A 17,512-nucleotide genomic window follows, 5' to 3' on the forward strand; every position below is an offset into this window, starting at 1 on the left:
CCATAATCATTACTTGGCGTTAAACCAGTGACGGCCACTACGGGCCAGTAATTCACTAGATTCCTTCGGACCCCAGCTACCAGCGATATAATCTTTTGGCTGGTTATTAGTCTCTCGCCAGTGTTCAATAATTGGATCGACCCAAGCCCAGGCTGCTGCCACTTCATCACGGTGAATAAACAGAGCCGAATTATTCGCCGCTGCATCCAGCATCAAACGTTTGTAGGCATCACTGTGGAAGCTGTCGTAAGTATCCGAAAGAGTTAAATTCAGTTCCGCTGGCTGTAGTTCAGTAGTAAGGCTGTCCATTTTCTTGGCCATTAGCACCAACTTGATGCTCTCTTCGGGCTGCAGGCGAATAACCAGGCGATTGGGAATAACTTTGCCGGCGCTTTCGTCATAGACGTGGTGGGATACGTTTTTGTACTGCACCACAATTTCTGCACAACGTTTTTCCATACGCTTGCCAGTCCGCAAATAGAAAGGCACGCCAGCCCAACGCCAACTATCGATATGCGCCTGGATTGCGACAAATGTTTCCGTGGAACTGACACCGCCTTCCAGTTCATCCAGATATCCAGGCACTTGCTGTCCATCAATGTCACCAGCTATGTACTGTCCACGAACTACATTTTTGTCCACTTCCAATCCGGTAAGTGGGCGCAAGGCTTCCAGCACTTTAATTTTTTCCGCACGGATATTTTTCGCGGACATGGTATTAGGCGATTCCATTGCAATCAGGCACAACAACTGCAACAGGTGGTTTTGCACCATATCGCGTAAGGCTCCGGTTTCGTCATAAAAACCGGCGCGACCTTCGAGACCAACGGTTTCAGAAATACTAATCTGGATATGATCAATGCTCTTGGCATCCCACAAGTGCTCAAACAGTACATTGCTGAAACGCAGCGCCAGCAGGTTTTGTACAGTTTCCTTACCCAGGTAGTGGTCAATGCGGAAAATATTATTTTCCGGGAAGTAACTGGCAATCTTGCTATTAATTTCGTCAGAGGTCTGCGCGTTATAACCCAAGGGTTTCTCAACAACTACTCGGGAGTTTTTGCTAATCAATCCCTTGATAGAGAGGTTTTCACAGCAGGGACCAAATACCGCAGGAGGAATTGCCAGGTAAAAAATACGTACCCGCTCTGGATCTGTACCGAGAATATCTGCCAGATGCTCCCACTGCTCATTGGGAACAGCGATATCCAATGCTATTGGACGCAGCAGTTGGCTAAAGCCATCCCAACTGGAATCACTGTACTCACCTTCACGCAAGTACTGCTTTAGCGCTTGGTGAGCAGTCGTTAAATATTGATCGGCATCTTCCCGGCGGCGACATACGGGAAGAATACGGCAACCATTCACCAGGCTGCCCTCCCTGTATGCGCGGTACAGGGCTGGTATTAACTTGCGCAACGCAAGATCGCCACCGCCACCAAACAACACCATATCAAAAGGGTTAAGCATAAATTTCGCTCTAAGCTCGTATTTCTGCAGTGCCAATAAGCACCGCGTTAATTAGTAAAGAATACTGGCACCGCTCTCAGCACCACTGGCGATCGCGCGCATATTGGCAAAGAGTTCTCGACCCATGCCCCGTGCATTTTCAGACAGATCACACTGTGCAGCTTCACGTGCGGCAAATTCCGCTTCATCCACATGTACCTGCAGAACACCAGCCTCCGAATTCAGCTCGATAATATCGCCATCGCGTACCTTGGCGATGGGGCCACCTTCAACCGCTTCTGGTGACATATGAATAGCTGCAGGTACTTTCCCCGAAGCTCCTGACATGCGCCCATCGGTAACAAGTGCTACTTTAAAACCGCGGTCTTGCAACACCCCCAAGGTCGGAGTTAATTTGTGCAATTCCGGCATGCCATTAGCCTGAGGGCCCTGAAAGCGTACAACCGCAACAAAATCCCGTTCCAACTCACCTGCTTTGAACCTCTCCAACAGTTCATCCTGGTTATGCAGGACAATTGCGGGGGCTTTGACTTTGAGGTGCTGCGGCTTAATCGCCGATACCTTAATCACGCTGCGTCCCAGGTTACCCTCGAGCAACTGCAGGCCACCGTGGTGAGAGAAAGGATCACTAACCGGGCGAATAACGGAAGTATCGCCACTCTCTTCCGCAGTTGGACGCCATACCACACCATCACCCGCATCGTTAAAGAAGGGGTCATTGCAATAGGGTTTGAGTCCGGTGTCGCCCAGTACTGTGTGTACATCGCCGTGCAGGAGCCCCGCGGAGAGCAGCTCACGAATCAGGAATTGCATACCACCAGCCGCAGCAAAGTGGTTGATATCAGCACTGCCATTCGGATACACATGACACAGCAAGGGCACCACTTCAGAGAGATCTGCCATATCCTGCCAGGTCAGCTGAATACCTGCGGCGCGGGCCATAGCTACTAGGTGTAAGGTATGATTGGTAGAGCCGCCTGTAGCCAGAAGGCCAACTACACCATTTACAAAAGCCTTTTCGGTAAGAATTTTAGCGATTGGTGTGTGCTGACTGGGCTCAGTAATTTGGGCTAGCTGCGCCACCGCGGCTTCATTCAGGGCATCACGCAGACCAGTCCCCGGATTAACAAAAGAACTGCCTGGTAACTGCAGCCCCATAATTTCCACTAGCATCTGATTGCTGTTGGCGGTGCCATAGAAAGTACAAGTACCAGCACTGTGATAAGAGGCGCTCTCCGCTTCCAGTAATTCTTCACGACCAACCTTGCCCTCAGCATAGAGCTGACGCACTCGAACTTTTTCTGCATTGGAAAGCCCCGTAGGCATTGGGCCTGCAGGAATAAAAATGGATGGCAAGTGACCGAAGGCCAGGGCACCTATCACCAGGCCGGGCACAATCTTGTCACAAATGCCGAGGAACATAGCGCCCTCAAATACATCATGGGACAGGGCTACGGCTGTGGACATGGCAATCACATCGCGGGAAAAAAGGCTCAGCTCCATACCCGGGCGCCCCTGGGTGACACCATCACACATGGCGGGCACCCCCCCTGCTACCTGGGCAGTGGCACCATGACGAGCCGCTGCTTCTTTGAGGCGTGCGGGATAGGTACCGTAGGGCTGGTGCGCTGAAAGCATATCGTTATAGGCGGTTACAATCCCCAGATTAGGGCCTCGCCCTGAGGCGATAAGCTGCTTTTCCTTTTCTGGAGAGGCCGCAATTGCATGGGCCAAATTGCCACACGACAGGTGCGCAGCCGCCCGGCCCTCAATATGCGCTTTTTCAACCTGTGCCAAATATTGGGCACGGGTTTCCTCGCTCCGCCGGGTTATGCGATCGGTAACTGCCTGAACCTTGCTGTGAACCATGACTATTCCGTATTAATTTTGCTTTAACACCGACAAAGGCCCAATTAGCCCAGGTCGTACTCCGGCGATATTTCAACCACCGCTAAACATCCATCCTTGAATAGGCAGTCCAATTGAGGGAGTCCCATCCCAACTATTCGGTTGTAGTGCGGCTGCAGATCTATCACCCGGCAACAGCGCTAAAAGTAAAAAAATCTATTTGCGCCACTGCGATAAAGATTAAAAATTTATTTCATAAAAAAAATAGGTTTGTAACTAAGGGACCAGTTCCTAGCCTCTAAGAGCACCGTTTTACTGAAAACCATCCACTTTCCGACCAAAACTCCACAGCCTGCAATATTCAGCTTGGCCAGCTGGCATGTTAGTTGGGCTATGTGGCAGCCACCTCCTCCCCTGTTCCGGGGTAGAAGCTTTTAACGCCCAGCGAACCTCCAAAACCCACTTAAAGGCAGCCCAACCTTAATTTGCGCCAATTATGTAGTAAAACTACAAAAAAATTCAAGTACTCACACATAGAATTCAGGAGAAAGAGCTAAGTACATTAAAAATGGCGTCATACACCTCTAAAATACCAATCTTAAAGGGAGTAACGGCGAGTTAATCAAAGTCGCTACTATCGACACGGCAGTCAAACTGTAAGAAATTTACACAAACTAAAGGTATTCACAGAGTGAGCCAAAAAAGGCTCTGACACCTGAACGGTGAATGACGGTAAGGCACTGCTAGAATCTTTGCCTGGTGGAGGCAGAGGGCCAACTACTGCCAAACTAGTAACCAGGCAGTCTCAAGGGAGAGTTCCCGCAGGAAGGATCGATATCAATGAAAGTCACTATCAATGACGTGGCGGAGCGAGCCGGCGTATCGATAAAGACCGTCTCACGGGTCATAAACAATGAACCCTCAGTTCGCTCAAGCACCAGAGCGCGGGTTCTCGAGGTGGTGGAAGCACTGAATTACCGCCCCAACCTGGCTGCACGCAACCTGGCCGGAACACACTCTTACTCAATCGGTTTTATCTACGATAATCCCAACGCTTACTACGTCATCGATATGCAAAATGGCATACTCGATGCGTGTCGGGCACAGGGCTACGAATTGCTGATACACCCCAGCAATGCCCAATCCAGTACCATTCATGAGGAGTTGCGCCGCCTGGTGGACCAGAGCAGAGTCGCGGGACTGGTGCTAACCCCCCCATTTTCAGAAAGCCAGGAGGTAATCAATACGCTCAAAGCTATGGATGTAGAGTTTGTACGTATTGTCTCATCTCACGGCCACAAAGTGGCGGAAAGTAATTGCATCCTGATCGATGACACCGCCGCCGCTTTTGCAATCACGCAACACCTGCTGGATTTTGGGCACAAACGCGTTGCTTACCTAAGCGGGGGTACTGAGCACTTTTCCACCCAGGGACGCCTGGAGGGCTACAAGAAGGCCCTCCAAAATGCTGGATTACCTTTCGATGAGCAGCTAGTTGAACAGGGGGAATACTCTTTTGATTCCGGCGTAAAAAGTGCCACTAAGCTGTTGCAGTCTGGCGAACCGCCGACAGCAATTTTTGCCGGCAATGATGAGATTGCCGCTGGCGCACTGTTTGCGGCACGCATGCTCAATATTGACGTTCCAGAACAGCTGTCTATTGCCGGTTTTGAGGATAGCCCTTTTTCACGCCAAACATGGCCAAAACTCACCACCGCTCACCAGCCTAACGAGGAAATCGCCCAGCGCGCAGCGGAACTGGCCCTGGAGCGTATTCACTTCAAGAGCTGTGAGGAAAAGGGCATAAAAGAAAAGAATGGCGCAAAATCAACTAAGCAGAAAAGCAATACTGGCTGCTACTTCACCCCAAAGCTGGTCGTGCGTGAATCCACTGGAGCCGCTCCGCAAAAAAATGCCAGAAGATGACTCCTCCCAATTCAGCAAACACTGAGGTTACCTGGTAAAAACCTGGTAACCGCCAATCCAGGTTTTCTGTACCTGTATATCTTTATCAAGCAGGATCATGTCAGCTCTACTGCCAAGTGAGATTCTGCCCATATGCAGGCCCAGGAACTGCGCTGGGTAGAGGCTTGCCATGCGCAACCCCTCTTCAATCTTCAAATGACACCAGCGACAAATATTGCGTACTGCACCAATCATATCCAAGTGCGAGCCGGCCAGTTCCCCGGTACTGGAGGTCAGCTTATCTCTCTCCCGAGTCACCACCCGATCAAACAGTGGAAAACTAAGCGCATCACTGCCCACCAAAGGCATCGCATCAGTAACCAATATTAATTTGCCTCGGGGCTTGGCCTTTAAGGCAAGTTTCATTGCTTCGACACAAACGTGATGACCATCGGCGATCAAGCCACACCAGGCCTCATCCCTGATCAAGGCTGTGCCCACCATACCCGGTTCGCGTGAGTGCAGTGGCGACATGGCGTTATATAGGTGGGTAAACCCTGTCGCTCCGGCTTCCAGCGCAGCAAGCGCGGTTTTCCCATCCGAATTGGAGTGCCCCAGGCATACACAGACTCCCATAGATACCAGCCGATGGATATCCTCCACCGGTACGGTTTCCGGAGCCAGGGTAACAACTTTTATTCCCAGGTCGTCGCGTGCATATAGGGCCCATTCGGCATCACTCAGAGGGCGAATAAATGATTGCTCATGGGTGCCTTTTTTAGGCACACTCAGATGTGGCCCCTCAAAATGAATACCGATAACTCCAGGAATTTCCTGCCGAAGGGCCTCGCTGACTGCACTGGCAGCGAGCTGCATTACGTCGAGACGGTCAGTAATCAAGGTGGGGAGAAATGCACTGGTACCAAATTGCGCATGAGCTTTCCCTATTGTTCGCAGTGCCTCGACACTCGGCTCCTGATTAAACAGTACACCACCACCACCGTTAACCTGTATATCCACTAGACCCGGAGCTATCAAGCCGTGGACATACTGGGCGTGTGCTGGCGCAACACCTCCAAGAGAAACAATTCGCCCGTCATCACCGACAGCCAGTGCCACGTCCTCAAGGATCTCCTCACCATCAAATAATCGCTCTGCTACCAGGGCAAAACCCACGCTCCCCTCCTCACTTAATCTCCCCACGGCGGGTTTACGGGCAAATTATTACACGGTATGGGTAACTTTCTTCAGCCCCGCGGGTTCATCTGGATTAATACCCCGGCTCACCGCTACATGGGCAACATCAATATAAAAGCGCTGCAATAGTGCCAATGGCGCTACTCGCGGGTGCACACCTTTACTCGGCACATGCAAATTAATCAGGGCACCGCCCCGCCGGATAATGTCATCGATTTGTTCGCTATGGCATCTGAAAGATTCATCTTCAATGGGGACATTCACCACGGTCAATTTATCTTCAACCAAAGTGACAGGGCCATGTAAAAACTCGGCACTGGAGAAAGACTCTGCATGAATGTTGCACACTTCCTTTAGCTTAAGCGCCAATTCACGCGTGATTCCATAGCCGGGCCCCCTGCCGAGTACTACCAGATTTTGCACCGCAACCAAATCTTCAGGACGCAGCTGGATATCCGCGCGTACGGCAGCCTCCAGAGTATCAGGCAATTTCTCCAGAGCCTCTTTTAAAGCTTGATCTCCAGTCCAGAATGCCACCAACTGCAAAACAGCAGACAGAGTCGCCAGATAACTTTTGGTTGCCGCCACAGCCCTTTCCGGCCCTGCCTTTAAAGGGACCACCTGATCGACAATATCCCCAATCGGCGCCTCCTCATCATTCACCAATGCCACGGTAAAGGCGCCACACTCCTTTGCCATACGTGCCTGGGCAAGGATATCCGGGCTGCGACCCGATTGAGATATCACCAGCACAAGCGCGCCTTCCAACTTCAGCTTTCGCCCATAAACACTGGAAACAGAGGGTGCCGCAGCAAAGGTAGGCGTCCCCGTTTCAATTTCAATCAGATACTTAGCAAAAACGCCGGCATGATCGGAGGACCCGCGCCCCACAATCATGACAAAGCGCGGGGGCTGCGCGCGCAGGCGTTCACCGAGGTACGCCATAATCCCTGCATTATTCTGTAGCTGCTCAGCAATTCTTGCCGGAGCCTCCCGAGCCTCGACTTCCATTAAGGTGGTAGCCATGCCGAACTCCACTCGCGATGATATTTTTGCGCGGCTTTGCGCCTTGCACAGGACAAAAAAAACAGTGCTGCAACAACTAGTCTAAATGCTGGCCACACACAGGCCATACCTAATTAGCACTATGGTTTGCCATTAGCATATACCCCTGCCAGCAAGGTGCTGTATTCACTGTATGCACAATCTTTAAGGCGCCACATCACAGGCCAATAGTTCATCATCTATGCTTGGGATTGACCCATCGGCAGCGGCCGAACAATTTCCACAGGAAAGAGTCGATGGCAAAGCCAGCTGGTACGCCAACATTTGTTTTCTGGCGCAATGTCGCGCTAATTGTCACCCTTCTATTAATCAGTAGCTGCTCCAGTATTCAATTTGTCTACAACAACGTCGATTACTGGATACGCTGGAAGGCTAACGACTACGTTAATCTGGACAGGATACAGAAAGGCGAACTTCAAGCTGCATTACAAAGCTTCTTCCGGTGGCACCGGCAAACACAGCTACCCCGCTACGCCGATTTCCTCACCAATCTGGCAGACAGAGTTGATGAGGGCGGTTTGGAGAATCCTCAGTTGGAGCCTGTGGAGAAACAGGTTGAGCTGTTCCTAAATTCTGCCAGCGAAAATGCTTACAACTTACTATTGCCTATTGCCGCGCAGCTCAATGATGAGCAAGTTGATGAATTACAAGGCAATCTTCTGAAAGAAGATCAAAAAAAACTGAAGAAATGGCAGCAGTCCCCAGAAAAAATCCGACGTAAACGGGACAAGCAGATCCGCAAGGAAAGCGTCCGGTGGCTTGGCAGCCTGACAGAAGAACAAAAAAACCTGATTGCGGCTATGGTATCCAAGATGGAATACAACCCCATGCAACGCAGTGAGCAAAGGCTACTCTGGCAAGCAAAAGCCATGGAGTTATTGCGAACAAAGCCGACGGATTATCTGGACAAACTGCGTAGCCTACTCCTGAATCCAGAGCAGCTCTGGTCGCCACAATATCAACAGGCACAAGAGAAACGCAAACAGCAAGCACGTGAGTTGGCCAAGCAAATATTATTAAGTACCAGCCCAGCGCAAAGAAGTCATCTCAGCAATACATTGAGAGAATATGCACAAGACTTCCGCACCCTCGCCAGTCAATAGCATCCCCCCCTAATAACAGCCCCAATTCCTAGAACCAAAGTAGATTCAAAAGAAACTATTCATTCTGTGCCTAAACAGGGCTGACGAATCTGCATATAGGCTGCTAAGCTCGCCAACTCCAGTGACCTGCCAGGGGAAATTACGTGCATATTGAATCCGCTAATAGCGCCCAACTTACGGAATGGGAAAAGGAATTAAGCGCCCACTACGAACGCATTTGCCAACATGAACTGAACTTGGATATTACCCGGGGCAAACCTTCAGCGGAACAACTGAACTTATCCGATAAGCTTGATGGGATTCTCTCTGCCGATTATCGTGCCGCCGATGGCACTGACACTCGTAATTATGGTGGCCTGATTGGCCTCACCTGTGCGCGTGAGCTGGGTGCTGACATGTTGCAGGTACCCACAGAGGAGGTTATCGCCTGTGGTAACAGTTCCCTCACTCTGATGTATCACGCAGTTATGACCGGCTACCTATTCGGCTTTGCCGGCACCACTCCCTGGAGGGAATTAAAAGAGCCCAAATTTCTATGCCCAGTACCTGGCTACGATCGTCACTTTACAATTTGTGAGCAACTTGGCATTGGCATGATTAATATCCCCATGGGGGAGGGAGGGCCCGATATGGATGCCGTGGAAAAACATGTCAAGGAAGATGGCGATATAATCGGCATCTGGTGCGTTCCCAAGTACTCCAACCCCACAGGCATTACTTACAGCCCAGAAACCGTCGAGCGCTTGGCACAATTGGGACATATCGCAAACCCTGGTTTTCGTATTTTCTGGGACAATGCCTATTCAGTGCACGATTTCGGTCACTATGTGGGCCTCCCCAGCATCCGTTCTGCAACTCTGGAAAATGACACCGTAGATTCTGTATTGCAGTTTGCTTCCACCTCCAAAGTGACCCACGCGGGATCTGGGGTCGCGTTTGTCAGTGCGAGTAGCGCCAACCTGGATTCTTTAAAACAGCAGATGCAGGCTATGACCATCGGCCCAGACAAGGTAAATCAGCTACGCCACTCCCGATTTTTTGCCGAGCACACGACCTTAAAAGACCATATGCATAAACATGCTGATATTCTCAAACCTAAGTTTGAGTGTGTGCTGGAACACCTGCAAAATGGACTCGGCGATACCGACCTTGGTCGATGGGAAAAGCCCGAGGGTGGTTACTTTGTTTCTTTCAATACCCGCCCGGGTTGTGCAAAAGCGGTGGTAAAACTGGCTGCCGATGCCGGAGTCAAACTTACACCAGCAGGCGCCACCTTCCCCTACGGAAAGGATCCTGAAGACAGCAATATCCGTATTGCACCAAGCTTCCCCCCTCTGGACGAACTCGACACCGCCATGGCTGTATTTGTTCTCTGTGTAAAACTTGCGAGCATACGACAACAGTTGCAGAAACTGGCTTAACCCTTAAATACAGCTACGTAGAAAATACCAATAAAAAGGCGGCCAATAGGGCCGCCTTTTTATTGAAGAATTAAATCAGCTAGCCAAATATCGTTTAGCGAATTTCTCGTCAGCCAAATGAAGGTCCACCACCACAAGTCCATCAACAGAATCACAGAATTCCGGGTCAATATTGAAAGCGTGAAAACTGGTTCCGCCCGGTTTGGTCAAGGCAGCATATTTTTTAAAAAGAGGTGGCAAAACCACCCCCTCTTCACGTAGCACCTGCTTTAGCTGGCGCATGTCCAAAACAGAATCCCCCGAAAGATCAGGCAGGGGTTCACCAGCCTGTAAGAAAGGCAATCGAGCATCACCGAGAGGATTCTCTGGGGAAAAATAATGGGAAAAATAGCGCACAATTGCGGACTTGGCACGCACCGAAAATGTTCCCGGCATTGATACCGGTCCGAAAAGATAACGCACTTTACTGCGCAACACCCACTGGCCGATCGCGGTCCACAGTAAATCGAGGCCGCGCCCGCGCCAATATTGAGGTAGCAGAAAACTGCGTCCCAACTCTGCCGACCCAGGCAGGCATTGACTGGGTGGCAGAGGGTAATTGAACAGAGTGCTGCTATAAATTTCACTCTCGCCCAGAGACTCTGTACTTGCTATGCGATAGGCCCCTGCAATTACCTGATACTCATGGTCCCATAAAAGCAGATGATCGTAGTGAGCATCAAAGCAATCCCAATCCCGGCTTTGCCCCGTACCCTCACCCACGGAACGGAAAGCTACCTCACGCACCCTTGCCAACTCTCGCATCACTGGACAATCTGCCCTCTGCCGGTAAAGACGTACAGAAAACGCTCCCTGTTCGGCCAACACCTCACAGTTATCAATTACATGCGCCACCTCCGACTGAGATTCAGCCGGCGCAATCAATTCTGGACCAAGAGGTGCCGGCGAACTCTGCAGTTTGTAAACATGCTTTCGCCAAAGTGCCGCCTGGGCCCGAGGGGTCAGCGGCCAGCTGCGGAAATGCTCCGCCTCAAGCGGATGGCCAATCCGTATATCAATACCGCGTCTCTCCTGCTTAAACATCTCCCGGATCAACCAGAGTGTTGAAAGAGGTTTATTCAGCATGGACAGACCGTAAAACCACCAGGAATTTCTGCCGAGCACCTGTACAGGAAGAATTGGAGCATTGACTCTTTCTGCGAAGCGCACGAAGCCCGGATTCCACCGACCGTCACGCACCCCCTGCGGGCTAAAGCGCGATACTTCCCCGGCGGGAAAAATAATAATCGCCCCCCCTTCTTCCAGGTATTCATAAATTCCCTGCACATCTGCACGGCGGGTGCGTCCACGGAAATTATCCACAGGCAGGAAATAGGGGCGTAACGGTTTTATATTCCACAGCAACTGACTTGCCACCGCACGGACATCCTTGCGCACCCGGGCCACCATATCAATCAGAGCGAGCCCATCGAGACTGCCCAGCGGGTGGTTGGCTACGATAACCAGCGGTCCATTGACCGGAATCCTTTCCAGCTCAGAGGGATTCAGTTCATAGCGAAAATCCAATTCACTAAAGAGCTGCCGAATAAAATCAAGCCCTCCCAGATGTGGATAGTTTCGACCAAACTCCACAATCCGCTCTTCACAACAGATTTTTTTCAGAGTTGCGGAGACAATTTTACGGGTTGGTTTTTGCGGCGCAGCGCTATACCAAGCATTTTTTTGTAGGAGTGCTTCCAATTGGATCATGCTGCCACCACCTCCGTCATTATGCTGGCAATTTTTGGTGCCCTGTACCAGTGCAACAACTCCAAGCTACCGTCGTGCTGTTCAACCACCGCACTCATAGAGTCAACCCAGTCACCACAATTGGCATAAGTCACAATGCCCTCCCCGATCTTTTTTTCCCGTAGCGCGGGGCGATGGATATGTCCACAAATCACACCATCCACGCCACGATTTACCGCTGATATCGCGGCAATATCTTCGAAGTCGCTCATCATTTGCCTAGCCGCACCCACCCGGTTTTTTATCTGGCTGGCCAGGGACCACCAAGGCTTATCGAAGCGGCTGCGCCAGTAATTTATCCAACGATTAAAACGCAGCATCAGGTAATAACTGCGATCCCCAATGTGATAGCTCACCGGGTGCATTTTTATATGGTGTTCAAATTGATCCCCATGAGTGACCCAGTAACGGCGACCATTACAGGCCGTATGTACCCAGTCACGCTCTATACGGATATTGCCGAGACGCTTACCTGACCAGCTGCGCATGGGTGCATCGTGGTTTCCGGGGATATAAATCACTTCCGGAATCTCATTACTCAACTCAGAGAGCATCCCCAATAACATGCTGGATGCCTGACACCAGGTGCCTCGCCCTTGGGACAGGGCATGCATATCAAAAATATCACCCACCAGATAAACCGTTTCGGCTCGATTTTGCGCCAGGAAATCCGCCAAACGATGGGGCTCACTGTCTCTACTACCCAAATGGACATCGGATATCCACAGCGCGCGGTAGCGATTGCTCATAGAAAGGTTCCAGCATTTGACCAGTTATTAGCTGCGATCAATTGCCTCTACCAACAGAATGGGAGTGAACTTCAGCTCATTTCCACTCAGCCAGGATTGCAGGCGATAGTTCGCAAGCTGCGATCAAGCAATGGAAATAAGGTCGCTGATCGCCCTGGCAATCACTTTGCAGCGATTTGATGACAGTCACGAGGATTTTTATTGAAGCTTATATTGCAGTGAAACCCGCTAGACTGCGAGGGCTTTAGGCGCCCGAATCAGCCTGGCCCAAGGCCCGCTGACTCGGTAAAAGGAGGGAAGATTATTCGGTGTCCTGGGGATGACGAATGGGCGGCGCAAAGGGGAATTTTGCAACTTTATCGCCTTTAACCTCGACAATTTTACCAGTTCCCTCTTTCTCCACTTCATCGATACGCACAATACTGTGCATCGGGATATAGGAGCGAGTTACCGAAGCAAATTCTGTTTTCAGCTTTTCTTCACTGGGATCTACAACCAGCTGGGCCTTCTCCCCAAATACAAACTCTTCGACTTCGATAAAGCCGTACATATCACTCTGATAAATAGCCCGGGCATAGAGTTCATACACCTGGCTCTGGTTGTGGAAAATCACTTTATATATCGGGTTGGCCATAAGTTTCTCAGGATGGGGAATACCCCGAAGCTCGAAATTGTTCAGAAAGCGGGCAAAGCCCGAAAAAGCGCGCAAGAATAGCACAGGTTCTCAAGGGCTAATATAGCCATCTATGCAGTGCCTGGTCCTGTCGCTATAATGCCCCACCCGTTTAATTGACCAGTTTTTAATCAGGCACAATATGTCCGATACACCGGCTAAAAAGCTATACATCAAAACCCACGGCTGCCAAATGAATGAGTACGATTCCGCCAGGATGCGCGATCTGCTCGGCGAGTCACACGCCATGGTACCCACCGACGACCCTGAAGAGGCGGATGTGCTACTGGTCAATACCTGTTCTATTCGCGAGAAAGCCCAGGAAAAACTATTCCACCAGCTGGGTCGCTGGAGACGCCTCAAGGAAAAAAACCCCGAGCTGGTTATCGGCGTCGGAGGCTGTGTGGCCAGCCAGGAAGGCGAGGCAATCGCCAAGCGTGCGCCCTATGTCGACCTGATTTTCGGTCCGCAAACCCTGCATCGCCTGCCAGAGATGATGGAAACCAAAGAGCAGAAAAATGGCGTGGTCGTCGTAGATATCAGTTTCCCTGAAATCGAGAAATTTGACCGACTGCCCCAACCAGAAGCTGACGGCGCTACCGCCTTCGTCTCTATTATGGAAGGTTGTTCCAAGTACTGCACCTTCTGTGTGGTTCCCTATACCCGCGGAGAGGAAGTGAGCCGTCCAGTTACCGATGTACTGGAAGAGATTGCGCACCTGGCGGACCAGGGAGTACGCGAAGTCAACCTGCTGGGCCAGAATGTAAATGCCTATCGCGCCACTGGTGAAGACGGTCACGAGGTAGATTTTGCCGAGCTAATTACTTATGTAGCGGCAATCGATGGTATCGACCGTATTCGCTACACAACATCACACCCGGTTGAGTTCTCCGATGCCCTGATCGATGTGTATGCGCAGGTACCAGAACTGGTTAGCCACCTCCACCTTCCGGTGCAAAGTGGCTCAGACCGTATCCTGATGGCCATGAAACGCGGCCACACAGCTTTAGAATACAAGTCCAAGATCCGCCGCCTGAAAAAGATACGCCCGGATATCTGCCTGTCTTCTGACTTTATTGTCGGCTTCCCTGGTGAAACCGACAGGGACTTCGAAGCCACCATGAACCTGATCCAGGAGGTAGGCTTCGATATTTCCTTTAGCTTCATCTACTCTCCGCGCCCGGGTACGCCGGCAGCAGACTTGCCGGACGACACTCCAGAAGACCTGAAGAAAGAGCGCCTGCAGCTGCTGCAAAACCGTATCAACCAGCAAGCTGCAGCCATCGCCCGGCGTATGGTGGGCAATACTGAGCGGGTTCTGGTCACTGGCGTCTCCAAGAAAGACCCGGGACAATTGCAAGGGCGCACGGAAAATAACCGTGTAGTCAATTTCCGTGCCGATAACTTGGCATTGATCGGTAAGTTTGCCGATGTGGTAATCGAGGAGGCCTTGCCTAACTCATTACGTGGCACACTGGTCACTTCAGAATTGGAAGAGGCTCTGTTCTAAGCCACTACAGACAGCCTTACCATCGGCAAGATGCTTTTTAAAAACACATCTTGCCGCCAAACTGCCCCTTATAACCTGGCTAAATTACAAGACGTAATTAAAATCAGGTAAAGTTAGAACCTATTGGTAGCACTCAAGACTTTCCCATACGGGGAAAATGGGTATACCCTAGCAATGAACCCTACAGATTAAGGTGCCGGAAACCAATTTGGAAACTCATACCCTAGCTCACAGCATTACTCTCGAACCCAACGACGCCCGCCGTCTCGCAAATCTCTGCGGCCAATTTGACCAACATCTACGCCAAATTGAACAACGACTGGATATTGAGATCCGCAATCGTGGCAACCAATTTGCCATCTATGGCGAACCTAAGCCTGCCAAGGCTGCAGGTGAACTGCTGAGCTTTCTCTACAAGGAAACCGACTCCCAAAACCACCTTACGCCCGATGAGATTCACTTGGCCCTGCAGCAGGCAGGCGTCGAGGAACTGCTCAATAAAGGCGATGAGGAAGGTTCCTCAGAAGTCGACCAAGTAGTCTTAATTCGCACTAAGAAGTGTTCCGTGCGCCCGCGCGGGCTGAATCAACGCAAGTATGTGCATGCCGTTCAGTCCAATGATATCAATTTCGGCATAGGCCCAGCTGGCACCGGCAAGACCTACCTGGCAGTGGCCTGCGCAGTTGAGGCCCTGCTCAAGGACCAGGTAGAGCGCATTCTGCTGGTGCGCCCGGCGGTGGAAGCCGGGGAAAAACTGGGTTTTCTGCCTGGCGATTTAAGCCAGAAAGTAGACCCTTACTTGCGCCCCCTGTACGACGCTCTCTACGAGATGCTCGGCTTTGAGACGGTTGGCAAGCTTATCGAACGCAATGTGATCGAAGTAGCACCACTGGCCTATATGCGGGGACGCACCCTGAATAATGCCTTTGTCATTCTTGACGAAAGCCAGAACACCACTCGCGAGCAGATGAAGATGTTCCTGACGCGAATTGGTTTCGGTTCCACCGCAGTAATCACAGGGGACCCCAGCCAGGTAGACCTGCCCCGCGGTCAGGCATCGGGCCTGCGCCACGCTGTTGAAGTGCTCGGCAAAGTCAACGGTATCAGCTTTACTCATTTCGGCGCCAAAGACGTGGTACGCCACCCACTGGTTCAGCGTATTGTGGAAGCTTACGATATCCATGAGGCTGATCGGGAAATGGACGTCTCCAACAAGGCTGGCGAGAATGCCGCCTGAGGTTTCGTCGTACCCATATGATTGATTTAACTCTCGATGTACAGCGGGTCAGCCGCTGTACAGGCCTGCCCTCCGATGAAGATATTCGCGCCTGGATAATCACGGCACTGACCGACCACCGTGAAGAAGCGGAACTCGCTGTGCGTATTGTCGACGAAGAGGAGAGCCAGCAGCTCAACAGCCAGTATCGAGGTAAGGATAAACCGACCAACGTCTTATCCTTTCATACCGACTTTCCAGCGGAGCTGAATCTCCCCTTGTTGGGAGACCTTGTGATCTGTGCACCAGTTGTACAAATGGAAGCGGACCAACAAGGCAAATCGATCTCGGCGCACTGGGCACATATGCTGGTCCATGGCACACTGCACCTTCTGGGCTATGACCATATAGAAGACGCCGAGGCCGAGGTTATGGAACAGCTGGAGACAAAACTATTGACAGGGCTAGGCTATGCCGACCCCTATGCCCCTTTGGAAGAGGCGGGGTAACTACCCAGGCCCAGCCAAAGTTACCGATTAACTGTAATTAATTAGCAAGAGACGAGAGATACCCGGAGCATGGCCACTTCCATGACCACTGACGAGCCCCCAAGTAGTCACTCTTCAAACAAACCCCGATCGAGTGAAAAAAACTGGCTGGAAAAATTGTTCAGCGCATTTTCTGCTGAGCCAAAATCCCGCGATGAATTGCTGGATATTATTAAAGACGCAGCTGACAACCAGCTGGTCGATGCTGAGGCACTATCCATCATTGAGGGTGCCCTGGACGTTTCCAGCCAGCAGGTTCGGGAGATCATGATTCCCCGCTCGCAAATGGTGGTGGTGGGACTGGAGGACAAGCCTGAAACATTCTTGCCCAAAATTATTGAGTCAGGCCACTCCCGCTTCCCGGTTGTCGGTGAAAGCATTGACGATATCCGCGGAATTCTTCTGGCCAAGGACCTGCTGCCTTTACTCCTCAAAGGCGTCGGCGAATTCCAGCTCGAAGATATTATTCGCCCCGCCAATATTATTCCCGAAAGTAAACGCCTAAATATCCTGCTGCGCGAATTCCGCGAGAACCGGTACCATATGGCGGTCGTGATCGACGAATATGGCGGAGTCTCCGGCGTTGTCACGATTGAAGATATTCTTGAGGAAATTGTCGGTGAAATCGAAGATGAAACCGACGAAGAAGAAGCAGACAGCTTTATCCGTCGGGTTGGCGACAATGACTATATCGTTAAAGCGCTTACCCCTATTGAAGAGTTCAATGAATTTTTCGAATGCGAATTTAGCGATGAAGAATTCGATACGGTTGGCGGTTTGATTATGCAATCTTTCGGTCATTTACCTGGCCGCGATGAGGTCACCCGTTTAGGCGACTTTATGTTCCGGGTACTTTATGCAGACAGCCGACAGATCCACCTACTGCGCGTAGCGCATATGCGCAAACCACCAGAAGAGGACTGACCCAGGACGCGACTCCTCGCAGACCACCGCCGGGAGAGGGCCAAAGACTGCGCTCCCCGCTCTGTGTTGGGGGTAGAGAGATTCGATCCGCTGGC

At 51.2% G+C, this 17,512-nt stretch carries 14 protein-coding genes; 7 read left to right on the forward strand and 7 right to left on the reverse strand.

The features are described 5' to 3' along the window. Positions 1-9: 9 nt before the first annotated feature. Entirely contained in the window at positions 10-1,470 is a 1,461-nt protein-coding gene (gene zwf / locus ACJJJB_RS14545) for a glucose-6-phosphate dehydrogenase (protein ID WP_445365078.1), read from the reverse strand. Between the two features lie 51 nt (positions 1,471-1,521). After that, on the reverse strand, positions 1,522-3,339 hold the full coding sequence (edd, locus tag ACJJJB_RS14550; RefSeq protein ID WP_020412528.1) for a phosphogluconate dehydratase: 1,818 nt from the start codon (positions 3,337-3,339) through the stop codon (positions 1,522-1,524). Positions 3,340-4,158: 819 nt separating this feature from the next. On the opposite strand from edd, the gene ACJJJB_RS14555 reads away from it, so the two are divergent. Further along, positions 4,159-5,244 (forward strand): LacI family DNA-binding transcriptional regulator, encoded by a 1,086-nt coding sequence (locus ACJJJB_RS14555; RefSeq protein ID WP_445365079.1) that lies wholly within the window; start codon positions 4,159-4,161, stop codon positions 5,242-5,244. Positions 5,245-5,271: 27 nt separating this feature from the next. Here the strand turns inward: ACJJJB_RS14555 and nagA are convergent, their stop codons facing one another. Further along, positions 5,272-6,399, reverse strand: coding sequence for an N-acetylglucosamine-6-phosphate deacetylase (gene nagA / locus ACJJJB_RS14560; protein ID WP_445365080.1), 1,128 nt, complete (start codon positions 6,397-6,399; stop codon positions 5,272-5,274). Positions 6,400-6,447: 48 nt separating this feature from the next. Further along, positions 6,448-7,446 (reverse strand): glucosamine-6-phosphate deaminase NagB-II, encoded by a 999-nt coding sequence (gene nagB-II, locus ACJJJB_RS14565; protein WP_445365081.1) that lies wholly within the window; start codon positions 7,444-7,446, stop codon positions 6,448-6,450. A 275-nt stretch (positions 7,447-7,721) separates the two neighbouring features. On the opposite strand from nagB-II, the gene ACJJJB_RS14570 reads away from it, so the two are divergent. Together ACJJJB_RS14570 and ACJJJB_RS14575 are read left to right on the forward strand one after the other, a co-directional pair. After that, positions 7,722-8,588 (forward strand): DUF6279 family lipoprotein, encoded by an 867-nt coding sequence (locus ACJJJB_RS14570; protein WP_020412524.1) that lies wholly within the window; start codon positions 7,722-7,724, stop codon positions 8,586-8,588. Positions 8,589-8,731: 143 nt separating this feature from the next. Then, positions 8,732-10,009 (forward strand): aspartate aminotransferase type Ic, encoded by a 1,278-nt coding sequence (locus ACJJJB_RS14575; protein ID WP_353376002.1) that lies wholly within the window; start codon positions 8,732-8,734, stop codon positions 10,007-10,009. Between the two features lie 75 nt (positions 10,010-10,084). Here the strand turns inward: ACJJJB_RS14575 and olsF are convergent, their stop codons facing one another. From olsF to ACJJJB_RS14590, 3 genes are all read right to left on the reverse strand, one after another. Further along, positions 10,085-11,758: a bifunctional ornithine lipid synthase OlsF gene (gene olsF, locus ACJJJB_RS14580; RefSeq protein WP_353376001.1), complete on the reverse strand. Its 1,674-nt coding sequence runs from the start codon at positions 11,756-11,758 to the stop codon at positions 10,085-10,087. Beyond that, positions 11,755-12,546, reverse strand: a complete 792-nt coding sequence (locus ACJJJB_RS14585) for a UDP-2,3-diacylglucosamine diphosphatase (RefSeq protein WP_040628410.1) — start codon at positions 12,544-12,546, stop codon at positions 11,755-11,757. Before ACJJJB_RS14585 ends, olsF begins: the two co-directional genes overlap by 4 nt. 301 nt (positions 12,547-12,847) lie before the next feature. Continuing rightward, positions 12,848-13,180: a DUF1820 family protein gene (locus tag ACJJJB_RS14590; RefSeq protein ID WP_211214910.1), complete on the reverse strand. Its 333-nt coding sequence runs from the start codon at positions 13,178-13,180 to the stop codon at positions 12,848-12,850. A 181-nt stretch (positions 13,181-13,361) separates the two neighbouring features. Here ACJJJB_RS14590 and miaB point away from each other — a divergent pair, with 181 nt between their 5' ends. From miaB to ACJJJB_RS14610, 4 genes are all read left to right on the forward strand, one after another. Then, positions 13,362-14,729, forward strand: a complete 1,368-nt coding sequence (miaB, locus tag ACJJJB_RS14595) for a tRNA (N6-isopentenyl adenosine(37)-C2)-methylthiotransferase MiaB (protein WP_020412518.1) — start codon at positions 13,362-13,364, stop codon at positions 14,727-14,729. Positions 14,730-14,937: 208 nt separating this feature from the next. Next, positions 14,938-15,966: a PhoH family protein gene (locus ACJJJB_RS14600; protein WP_026304992.1), complete on the forward strand. Its 1,029-nt coding sequence runs from the start codon at positions 14,938-14,940 to the stop codon at positions 15,964-15,966. Between the two features lie 17 nt (positions 15,967-15,983). After that, the gene (ybeY, locus tag ACJJJB_RS14605; RefSeq protein WP_020412516.1) at positions 15,984-16,454 is read left to right on the forward strand and encodes an rRNA maturation RNase YbeY; all 471 of its coding nucleotides are present in this window, start codon (positions 15,984-15,986) and stop codon (positions 16,452-16,454) included. Between the two features lie 69 nt (positions 16,455-16,523). Continuing rightward, positions 16,524-17,417, forward strand: a complete 894-nt coding sequence (locus tag ACJJJB_RS14610; RefSeq protein ID WP_020412515.1) for a CorC family transporter — start codon at positions 16,524-16,526, stop codon at positions 17,415-17,417. The last annotated feature ends 95 nt before the right edge of the window (positions 17,418-17,512 follow it).

The sequence above is a fragment of the Microbulbifer variabilis genome (genome assembly GCF_052468405.1).